Source organism: Buttiauxella sp. (assembly GCF_035271705.1).
In the GTDB taxonomy this organism is placed as follows: Bacteria; Pseudomonadota; Gammaproteobacteria; order Enterobacterales; family Enterobacteriaceae; genus Buttiauxella.
This window is the reverse complement of record NZ_DATERI010000011.1, coordinates 1-8670: the sequence shown is the minus strand read 5'-3', so window position 1 is coordinate 8670 and position 8670 is coordinate 1. Positions and strand designations below refer to the sequence as shown.

At 50.4% G+C, this 8670-nt stretch carries 8 protein-coding genes and 1 pseudogene; 5 read left to right on the top strand and 4 right to left on the bottom strand.

Features of this window, described 5'->3' with window-relative positions:
• Positions 1 to 501: DJ-1/PfpI family protein (locus tag VJY99_RS00990; protein WP_324115481.1), on the bottom strand; the 501-nt coding region annotated here is incomplete at its 3' end.
• Between the two features lie 79 nt (positions 502 to 580).
• On the opposite strand from VJY99_RS00990, the gene VJY99_RS00985 reads away from it, so the two are divergent.
• Together VJY99_RS00985 and VJY99_RS00980 are read left to right on the top strand one after the other, a co-directional pair.
• Entirely contained in the window at positions 581 to 970 is a 390-nt protein-coding gene (locus VJY99_RS00985) for a rhodanese-like domain-containing protein (protein ID WP_324115479.1), read from the top strand.
• A 78-nt stretch (positions 971 to 1048) separates the two neighbouring features.
• Complete coding sequence (locus VJY99_RS00980; protein WP_324115477.1) at positions 1049 to 1549, top strand: DUF1993 domain-containing protein; 501 nt, start codon at positions 1049 to 1051, stop codon at positions 1547 to 1549.
• A 136-nt stretch (positions 1550 to 1685) separates the two neighbouring features.
• Here the strand turns inward: VJY99_RS00980 and VJY99_RS00975 are convergent, their stop codons facing one another.
• The gene (locus tag VJY99_RS00975; RefSeq protein ID WP_324115476.1) at positions 1686 to 2603 is read right to left on the bottom strand and encodes a bestrophin family protein; all 918 of its coding nucleotides are present in this window, start codon (positions 2601 to 2603) and stop codon (positions 1686 to 1688) included.
• Positions 2604 to 2842: 239 nt separating this feature from the next.
• On the opposite strand from VJY99_RS00975, the gene VJY99_RS00970 reads away from it, so the two are divergent.
• Complete coding sequence (locus tag VJY99_RS00970) at positions 2843 to 3955, top strand: cobalamin-independent methionine synthase II family protein (protein WP_324115473.1); 1113 nt, start codon at positions 2843 to 2845, stop codon at positions 3953 to 3955.
• 75 nt (positions 3956 to 4030) lie between these two features.
• Here the strand turns inward: VJY99_RS00970 and VJY99_RS00965 are convergent, their stop codons facing one another.
• A complete protein-coding gene (locus tag VJY99_RS00965; protein WP_324115471.1) occupies positions 4031 to 5569 on the bottom strand; it encodes a methyl-accepting chemotaxis protein in 1539 nt (512 codons plus the stop codon).
• A 172-nt stretch (positions 5570 to 5741) separates the two neighbouring features.
• On the opposite strand from VJY99_RS00965, the gene VJY99_RS00960 reads away from it, so the two are divergent.
• Complete coding sequence (locus VJY99_RS00960; protein ID WP_324115469.1) at positions 5742 to 7100, top strand: esterase-like activity of phytase family protein; 1359 nt, start codon at positions 5742 to 5744, stop codon at positions 7098 to 7100.
• A gap of 75 nt (positions 7101 to 7175) precedes the next feature.
• Here the strand turns inward: VJY99_RS00960 and VJY99_RS00955 are convergent, their stop codons facing one another.
• A complete protein-coding gene (locus VJY99_RS00955; protein ID WP_324115467.1) occupies positions 7176 to 8129 on the bottom strand; it encodes a hypothetical protein in 954 nt (317 codons plus the stop codon).
• Between the two features lie 187 nt (positions 8130 to 8316).
• Between VJY99_RS00955 and VJY99_RS00950 the strand changes: the two are divergent.
• Positions 8317 to 8616 (top strand): annotated as a pseudogene (locus tag VJY99_RS00950) (sugar phosphate isomerase/epimerase family protein); the annotation flags it as partial.
• Positions 8617 to 8670: the final 54 nt, after the last annotated feature.

Sequence of the window (8670 nt, the reverse complement as noted above, 5' to 3'; positions counted from 1 at the left end):
GTTATCGATATACAACACATCGGGCATCACCTGAATTTCAGGATACCGTAGTTGCAGCTTTTCGGTGTAACGCCAGTGCGTTGAGGCCTGTAATCCATTAAGCAAACCGCTGGCTGCCAGCACAAACACGCCAGAGCAAATCGACATAATCCGCGCGCCGCGCAAATGTGCCGCGCGTAATGCCTCGCATAATTCATCTGGAACGGGTTCGTCGGCACCGCGCCAGCCAGGCACAATAATCGTTCCGGCTTCCTCCAGCAGAGATAGGCCGCCGTCCACCGCCAGCCGAATGCCTCCCGTCGCCCTAAGTTCGCCAGGTTCGATTCCCGCCACCGCAAATCGATACCAGTTTTCGCCCATTTCCGGGCGTGGCAGGCCAAAGACTTCTACCGCCACGCCAAATTCAAAGGTGCACAGGCCGTCATAGGCCAGCGCGACAACAAGAGGGTTTTGCAAAGGTCTATCCTGAACGATTGTCATGATCTTCACGTTATCTGTCATTTCTGCCACACGTCAAGTCACACGCTGCACTCTATAGTGATAACTTACTACTATTGATTAACCGTCATGAGGCGTCGCTATGAGTTATGTTACTGATTTCCCCGCTGCTAGCCCTGAAATTGCCGCCGCGCATTTTTTCCAGCGTCTGTGTCTCGAAACTGACTGCGACGATGTCCATAGTGCAATAACAGAACAAGATATGGACTTTGTGCTGCTGCATGTTGTGGGTTCTCCAGAGACTTTTGCTCATCGCCATATTCCTGGTGCGCTTCATTTACCGCATCGGGAAATATCGGCGGAACGCATGGCGCAGTGGCCAGCCGATACGCTGTTTGTCGTGTATTGCGCCGGGCCACATTGCAACGGTGCCGACCGTGCGGCGTTAAAACTGGCGCGTTTGGGTCGGCCAGTGAAAGTGATGATTGGTGGGATTACCGGGTGGGCAGATGAAGGATTTAGCTTCGCCTGAGGCAGGAATTTGCTATCCGCGAAGCGCTAAGTGAGTGTAATCTTGCCATCACTTTTGTCATGTCTAAAGGAAGTAACAATGTCGATTTACAGCGAAACCAATGCGCAGTTCATCCACGGCTTAACCAATTTGTCTGCCATCCTTGAGAAAGCCGCCACATGGGCCAAAGAGAACGACAAAACAGAAGAGAGCCTGCTTACGGCAGCGCTTGCGGCAGACATGTATCCGCTGGTGCGTCAGGTGCAAATCACCACCGATATGGCAAAACGTGCCGTTGCACGCCTGGCAAACGTTGATGCGCCGGTCATGGAAGATAATGAAACCACTATCGCGCAGCTTCAGGCGCGTATCAAAGCCACCACCGTGTTCATGCAAGGGATTAGCGACACACAGCTCGATGGCGACGACGAGCGCCCAATCGTCGTGATGGCACGTGACCACGAACTGCGTTTCACCGCGCGCAGCTACGTCTACAAGTTTGCCACACCGAACTTCTATTTCCACTTCACCACTGCCTACGACATTTTGCGTCAGGCTGGAGTGCCGTTAGGGAAGCGCGATTTCGTCGGCCCATTCTGATACTCGTCATACTTCGAGCGACTGATGCGTTGACTGCACCCGTGCGCCCCAGTCACATAGTTATCTATGTTCCTGGGGACTTACGGCCTGGTCGCCTTTCCGTCACTCGAATTATTTAGAGTATCAATAGCGCTGATTAACTGAGGCGATAATAGCGGTTCGGGCGTAACTTCTCGGGCAACTGCTCACTCTCATCCATATCGTGTAAATCCCGCTCAATGGAGTTGCAAATGGCATCCAGCGGCAGGTCATTGTCTTCCGTACCAAACGGCTCTTCCAGTTCTTCTGCCAGGGTGTCGAGGGAAATAAAGGTATACGAAATAAACACCGACAAGAATGGCGTCATGTAGTGCAGGTCGGTCACCAGCGCAAACGGCAACATGATGCAAAAAAGATAAACGGTACGATGCAAAATCAGCGTGTAGGCGAACGGTATTGGCGTGTTGGCAATGCGCTCACAGCCTCCGGCAACCGCCGAAAGATCGTTAAGATGATGATTCAAGCTGCTCCACACCACGTCGGAAATCAGGCCTTGCTTGCGCTTATCGGCAAGCCAATCCCCCATCAGCTGCAATATACGATTACAAGGTGCGTGGCTTTGTAGCACCCATTGTAAGTCATCGCAGGCCAGGTGTTTTTTCAGCGTTTTTTCTACCGGGCGCTGACGTAATGCCAGCCGTAGAGCATGACAGAACGCAACCTGCAAATTGACCAACGCTTTTATCTGAGCGTCATCGTCGCCCAGTAAACTTTTTGTCTCGCGCAAGAATGAACGCTGGGTAATTGCCAGTTGCCCCCACAAGGTGCGTGCTTCGTTAAAGCGGGCATAACAGACACTATTTCGGAAACCCAAAAATATCGCTATAGCCACGCCAAGAATACTGAAGGGCGCGATGGTGAGTTTTATGCCGAGCGTTTCATACCATGGCAGAAAGAAAATCACGCTAATCGAGAGCGCGACATTGAGCAGCAGGCGTGAATAGATTTTTTGTAGAACCGAACCATGCCAGACAAATAAGCGGATTAACCAATGTTGATGCGGACGAACAATCATAGTAGGGAGGCTCAAAAACAGGACGGGGTATTTAACGGCAAACCATGACGCAGATCAACTTACACTTCACATCGTTTTAACAACATGAATTATTTTCAATAACCATGAAAGAACTTCGTTTGTCCTCATGTCCGGTATCTGCCATTCTTAATTTCATTGTAGCCGTCCAGATGGCTAAATATTCAAATAATGAATTATCACCTTGCTAAATCAGTTAGCAGGGTCTGCGGAGAAATCACATGCCACACTCTTTGCCACATCGCGCGCCATTCCGTGCCGATATTGTCGGTAGCTTCTTACGCCCAGCCACCATCAAAAATGCACGTCTGGCGTTTGCCGCCGGTGAGATAGACGCCAGCCAGTTACGCAAAGTTGAGGACGACGCCATCCGTGCATCGGTTGAACAGCAATGCGCCTGTGGCCTGCATGTGGTGACTGATGGTGAGTTCCGCCGCGCCTGGTGGCACTTTGATTTTTTTGATGGACTGGAAGGTGTAGAACGTTACGAATCCACGCAGGGTATTCAGTTCAACGGTGTGCAGACCAAAGCGCACAGCGTGCGGGTCGTCGGTAAACTGGGTTTTGGCTCGCACCCAATGCTGGACGATTTCCGCTATCTGAAAAGCATCAGTGGTAGCGCTGTACCAAAGATGACCATTCCAAGCCCGAGTGTGTTGCACTTCCGTGGTGGTCGCAATGCTATCGACAGCACGGTATACCCTGATTTGAAAGACTATTTTGACGATCTTGCTACCACCTGGCGTGATGCGATTCAGGCGTTTTATGCGGCGGGTTGTCGCTATCTGCAACTGGATGACACCGTGTGGGCCTATTTATGTTCGGACGCCCAGCGTAAAGAGATCCGCGAACGTGGCGATGACCCGGACCAACTTGCCCAAATTTATGCGCAAGTGCTGAACAAAGCGCTGGAAGGCAAACCGGATGATTTGATAATCGGCCTGCATGTTTGCCGTGGCAATTTCCGCTCAACGTGGATTTCAGAAGGGGGATATGAGCCGGTTGCAGAAGTGCTGTTTGGTACGGTTAACGTCGATGCCTTCTTCCTCGAGTATGACAACGATCGATCGGGCGATTTCGCACCATTACGCTTTGTGCGCCCCGGCCATCAACAGGTGGTGCTGGGATTAATTACCACCAAAAATGGCGATTTGGAGAACCCACAGCTGATTGAGGAGCGAATTAAAGAAGCGGCGAAATTTGTCGACATCAACCAAATCTGCCTGAGCCCACAGTGTGGTTTTGCTTCAACAGAAGAGGGCAATAGCCTGACGACTGAACAGCAGTGGGACAAAGTGCGTCTGGTGACAGAGCTTGCTGAGAAAGTGTGGTAGAGGGCTAATGCATTAAAATTGTAGGGTGGATGAGCGTAAGCGACATCCACCCTTGTTACAGCGACTACGTGAGTATTACGCGAGCTTAAATACGGCCACAGTTTCGTTGAGTACCTGCGACTGCTCTTTAAGCGACATTGCTGCAGCAGAAGCTTGTTCCACCAACGCGGCGTTCTGCTGTGTCACCACATCCATTTGCACCACGGCCTGGTTGATTTGCTCAATACCACGGCTCTGCTCACCGGTAGACACCGCAATCTCTTCCATCAATGTGGTCACCTGTTTAACCGAGCTGGAAATTCGCTCCATGCTTTCGCCAGCACTGTTCACCAGCTTGCTGCCAATGTTCACCTGTTCGGCAGAAACCTCAATCAACTCTTTGATCTCTTTCGCGGCGACCGACGAACGTTGCGCCAGGTTGCGCACTTCGCTTGCGACCACGGCAAATCCACGTCCTTGTTCCCCTGCACGGGCGGCTTCTACCGCCGCATTCAGCGCCAGAATATTGGTCTGGAAAGCGATGTCTTCAATGATGCTAATAATGTTGTCAATTTTGCTTGAGCTGGATTGAATATTACTCATTGAATCAATGACTTTAATGGTGATTTCATTACCGTCATTGGCCGCAATTAACATACCGCTCGCCAGTTTACTCGCCTGATGAGAATGGTCAGAGGTCAGTTTCACCGTCACGGTGAGCTGTTCCATGCTGGCCGCTGTTTCACCCAGCGATGACGCCTGTTCTTCGGTTCGGGCAGAAAGGTCGGTATTCCCGGCGGCTATCTCATCAGAAGCGTAAGCCACAGACTGGCTCGACTCGCGGACCTGGCCAATAATGCCTGCCAGCGAAACGCGCATTTGCTCCAGCTCGCGCATCATCGCACCAATTTCATCTTTGGCGGTGGCGACAATCGGCGTATGTAACATACCGTTTGCGATTTCTGTGCAATGCAATCTCGCTTTATCCAACTCATTCAACACACGTTTTTTCAACAGCAAGAATGCCGAGCCAAGAATAACGGCGAAGAACAGGGCGAAAATAGCAATACTCATCAGACTTTGTTTGAAACTGGCCTGCGAATCCTGGTTCAGTTGCTGTGCGTGTTGTTGACGAAACGCCAGCAGTTTGTCCAGCGTAATCTCAAACTGACGATCCAGTTGTGGCAGAGTAGAGGTTATCAGGGTGCTGGCACGCGTGGTGTCGTTGGCTTTAACGGCATCCAGCAATGGCTGCAAGCCGTGCTCGCGATAGTCCACTAAAGCGTTTTGATAAGCATCGCTCAGCTCCTGTTCACCGGGTTGCTTCGGTGCTTCAAGATAAGACTGAAACGAAGCGTTGACTTTACCCAACGCGGCTTGTGCGGCAGCGTACGCCGTTTGTCCTTGCTCGTTTAGCCCTTGCTTTTGCTCCTCTAACGCTTCAACGGCGCGAACACGCATGGTTCGGCTGTGGTTAATAGGGTCGATGACCGATAACACCACGTTGATCTCACGGTTTACGTTATCCAGAGATTGATTGCTGCGGGTTAATGACCAGATGTTTGACGCAGTACTAACCAGAAAAATAATCAGTAATGTGCTGAAAACTAAAATCGAAAAACGTCTGACTGACATGCGATACCCTTATGATGTTTGAAAAATTATCTGACTTGTTTCATCCAGTAGAAGGGTTATCGGCAGGGTGAGCGGGATATTTAGTGAGGGAAATAATCACATCAGAAATAGTCATATTTGTGTCATAAAGCTCATTTATACCTTGTTGACCCCAACGACGGATGCGAACACCATGAAATTAAAACCTTTTGCGTTACTACTGACCACTTTATTACCCTTGGCAAGTCAGGCGGCAGAGCCGCATGTTGATCGTTACGTTGTCACATTTCCTCAAAGCAACCATGTTGAATATCAGGGAGCGTATGCCGCGAACTTCCCTGATGGCTTGCCGGTTGGCGTGGGCTCAGGTTTACAGTTTGTTGGCAAAGAGGGAGAAACGCTGGTTTTCGCAACCGTAACCGATCGTGGCCCGAATGCTGACTCGCCAAAATCCGGCAAAAAAGAGTCGAAGATTTTTGCCAATCCAAAATATACCCCGTTGATGATGACCATCCGCGTAGCCGATGGCAAAGCGCTGGCGACTGATGCCCATGCGCTGCATGACGAAAATGGCCCAATCAGTGGTTTGCCACTGCCGGAAGGATTGATTGGCGCGACCAATGAAATTGCGCTGAGTGATTCCTTGCAGCAATTGTCGAGCGACAAGCGCGGGCTGGATACCGAAGGAATTACGCCAGATGGTCAAGGCGGTTACTGGTTGTGCGACGAATATGGCCCATTCATTATGAATATCGACAGCAACGGTAAAATCCTCAAAAAATACGGTCCGCAGGTAGAACAAGGCGAGCAGGGTGTGGCGGGCGGTTTGCCGAATATCCTCAAATGGCGCCAGGCCAACCGTGGTTTTGAAGGTATTACACGGATGCCGGATGGACGCATTATTGCTGCGGTACAAAGCACGCTGGATATCGACGGCAAAAGTAAAAACAGTGCACAGTTTACCCGCCTCGTGAGCTTCAACCCACAAACGGGCAAAACCGAGATGTATGGCTACCCGATTGATGTCGATGTCTACAAGAAAGCCAAAGACGCCAAGATTGGCGATATTGTTGCGTTGGACGATAACCGTCTGCTGGTCATCGAACAGGGCGGCGATAAAAACAAAGTGATGCGCAATCTGGTTTATGTGGTCGATCTTAGTCAGGCCAGTGAGCTGAGCACCTTCGATAAAGAAAAGGCCCCTGAATTTGACGACGCGGCGCAACTCAAAGCCCGTGGCATCAAACTGGCTGAGAAAAAAGAGGTGGTTGATCTGCGCAAACTGGGTTGGCAGCAAGAGAAAGCTGAAGGAATGACGCTGATTGATAACCAAACTATTGCTGTTATTAATGACAACGATTTCGGTCTGCAAGCGGTGCTGGAAAACCCGGATGCCGACGCTAAAAAAGCCGATGATTATGAAGTGGATGGCAAAGGCCATTTGACACGTGACGGGCGCGAAGTGGCGACGAAAATCGCCTTAAAACCGCTGGAGAAACCCGAGTCGCAAAACGAGCTGTGGGTGATTAAGCTGCCGGAAGCTTTGAAGTAATCAATAGCAATATTTAGGGTGGATTAGCGTGAGCGACATCCACCCTTTTGCAGTGACTTGTTCAACAAATTAATGTCAAAAACTCATCGCCAGCCCTACACCATAACCATTGGTGTTATGACCAAACATATAACGTGCTACTAGCCGTGTGCGAGAGATGAAAACATCATAATCACTGCTATCGAGTTCAAACCCGAGCCCCATTGATGACAGGCTATTAAACCCGAGTTGCCCGCGTTGCTCCCCCAGATATTCCGTATGCGCCCCTTCCATAACATAACGTACTGGCTTGTTAAGCAACGTCCAGTCAGAAATGGGTGCGCGACGGCGTAGGTAAACACCCAGATTTTGCGTATTAGCCTCACCACTGACGGCTTCTGAAGTGTTGCCGAAACTGTTCAGGGTCATATCGGAGTAGCGCAACTCAATATCAATGTCTTGAGGTTTTGAGAACAATTCATAATCGATCATCAGCGAGCCGCCCAGCCCATAAGCATTGAGCTGCCCACCGTTCAGAAAATCAAATTCTTTATTGGTGCGCCTCTTGATGACATTTGAACCAATACGCAAATCACTGGCCATGGTTCCCAGCATGAAATTGGCGATAGGGCGCAATACCAGTTTACCGCCCCATCTATCGGTATAGAGGTGAAAGTCCCAACCAATACCCCCCGTGGCGGTAAGACTGTTCCATTTGGCAGGGATTTTGCGACTCTGAGTACCGTCAGACAGAACAAATTGCGGATCGTAACGGCTGTAGCCCATCGTCCCTTCAAGATAGATAGGGACTTCCTGGCTAATGGTTGCACCACCGCCGAACTGCGTAATGGAAAGCTCTTGTGATTCACTACTGCCATTATCGATATTCAGGTCGCTGGCGGTGACGTCTGGCCAGACGGTGTAACTCATCAGCGCGAGCACCGCGTCAGCATGCTTTTTAGGGCGATTTGTATCTATAGCAAAACTCGCCGGGCTAACCAGTAATAACCCAACGAACAGAACGGAAGTGCGGGGGAACGGTACAATCATGTGGCTTCCAGTTACCTCACTCATCAAGTAGTTGAATATATGGTGATGCTAACCATTTTAGAAGTGATCTTTTTATTAAGTGTTGAATACTGAGCTGAATTAGACCCTACACCGATCCTCGCACCACCCATTTCCAGTCAAGGATCTCATTGACGGTTGCACCGCAGGGGTGTCATTCAGGACCCGCGGTGTTTACGGCGGTTATCAGCCGTGGATTGACCGCGCAGGGCGTTTTCGCTCGTTGGGCGATGGGCAGATTAATTTCAAGGGGATCTTTAGCAAACTCGCGCAATATGACTACTCAGGATGGGCTACGCTTGAATGGGAATGTTGCCTGAAAGCAGGTGATGCGGGCGCGTGCGAAGGGGCTAAATTTATCTCCGATCATATTATTCCGGTCGCCGATTATGCCTTTGACGACTTTGCGCTGCACGGTAGCGACAAAACCGCGGTGCGTCGCATGCTTGGGCTTGAGGAGTCACCATGAAACGTATCCGTTTAGGTATGGTCGGCGGCGGCGAAGGCTCGTTTATTGGCGGGG

Bases quoted from the DNA above. Each gene is read 5' to 3' on its own strand.
- VJY99_RS00985 (WP_324115479.1), top strand. From the start codon at position 581: ATGAGTTATGTTACTGATTTCCCCGCTGCTAGCCCTGAAATTGCCGCC.
- VJY99_RS00965 (WP_324115471.1), bottom strand. From the start codon at position 5,569: ATGTCAGTCAGACGTTTTTCGATTTTAGTTTTCAGCACATTACTGATT.
- VJY99_RS00960 (WP_324115469.1), top strand. From the start codon at position 5,742: ATGAAATTAAAACCTTTTGCGTTACTACTGACCACTTTATTACCCTTG.
- VJY99_RS00975 (WP_324115476.1), bottom strand. From the start codon at position 2,603: ATGATTGTTCGTCCGCATCAACATTGGTTAATCCGCTTATTTGTCTGG.
- VJY99_RS00970 (WP_324115473.1), top strand. From the start codon at position 2,843: ATGCCACACTCTTTGCCACATCGCGCGCCATTCCGTGCCGATATTGTC.
- VJY99_RS00980 (WP_324115477.1), top strand. From the start codon at position 1,049: ATGTCGATTTACAGCGAAACCAATGCGCAGTTCATCCACGGCTTAACC.
- VJY99_RS00955 (WP_324115467.1), bottom strand. From the start codon at position 8,129: ATGATTGTACCGTTCCCCCGCACTTCCGTTCTGTTCGTTGGGTTATTA.